The following is a 459-nucleotide window of genomic DNA, read 5'->3' as shown; positions in this document are numbered from 1 at the left end:
GTGCCAGGTCCTGTTCCCGTAACAATGGTACCGCCGCCGCCCACGGCAACGAGACGCGATGCGTCCACAAAGACAAGATCATACAAGGACTGATTGTTTGGGAGTTCTGCCTGGCCCCATTCCCCATCGTTGTAGAAGTAGAGGCAACCTCGTGCGGCATGCTTGGGGCGGCTGTGGGTGTATCCGCAGACCGCCAGTTTGTTCGGGCTGATCGCGGCGATGCCCTCCAGGAAATTGTTTGCCATTCCATCGACGTCACGCTCGCAAATCCGGACCCATTCATCCTTCCTGGGTCTGAAATAGACTTGGGAACCGTCGCGGCAAACATAGAGGATGCCCGCCTTCTGGGTGATTCCAAGCGTCGAACCAAGATCCTCGGCATCCTCGCTGAGGACGCCGGCACCGGGGATCTTTTCGTAGTCCACGTCCTCGGTCAGAAAGTAGAGGTCGCCCTCGTTG

At 58.2% G+C, this 459-nt stretch carries 1 pseudogene; it reads right to left on the bottom strand.

Features of this window, described 5'->3' with window-relative positions:
* A pseudogene (locus EN786_RS38105) lies at window positions 1–459 on the bottom strand (hypothetical protein); the annotation flags it as partial.

The organism is Mesorhizobium sp. M4B.F.Ca.ET.143.01.1.1, assembly GCF_004792275.1.
GTDB classification, from domain to species: Bacteria; Pseudomonadota; Alphaproteobacteria; order Rhizobiales; family Rhizobiaceae; genus Mesorhizobium; species Mesorhizobium abyssinicae.
This window is presented reverse-complemented; position numbering and strand designations above follow the sequence as displayed.